The following is a 253-nucleotide window of genomic DNA, read 5'->3' as shown; positions in this document are numbered from 1 at the left end:
CCACGGCGCTGCTCGCCTCGACGCTGGGAACGACGAACGGGGAGGCGTCGCGGCTGGTGCAGGTGGGGGATGCGACCGCGCCGCGGCTGCTGCTGAGCGGGGGAGAGGCCCCGGCGAAGCACCCGCACGTGGCTGCGGCGTTGGCGGCCGGGGCGATCGGGGCGTTGGCGGCGTCGGCGATCGTGTCGATGCTGGATCGGGTCGCCCTCCGTGCGAACCCGGCTGATCTGGAGGCGGCGGAGCGGACCCTGGC

1 protein-coding gene is annotated in these 253 nt (G+C 75.9%); it reads left to right on the top strand.

Annotated features, from left to right (window positions below):
• Nucleotides 1-253: DUF222 domain-containing protein (locus tag ACPYOG_RS20060; protein ID WP_481295856.1), on the top strand; the 253-nt coding region annotated here is incomplete at both ends.

The sequence above is a fragment of the Leifsonia sp. HAY1-4F genome (assembly GCF_056755275.1).
This window is presented reverse-complemented; position numbering and strand designations above follow the sequence as displayed.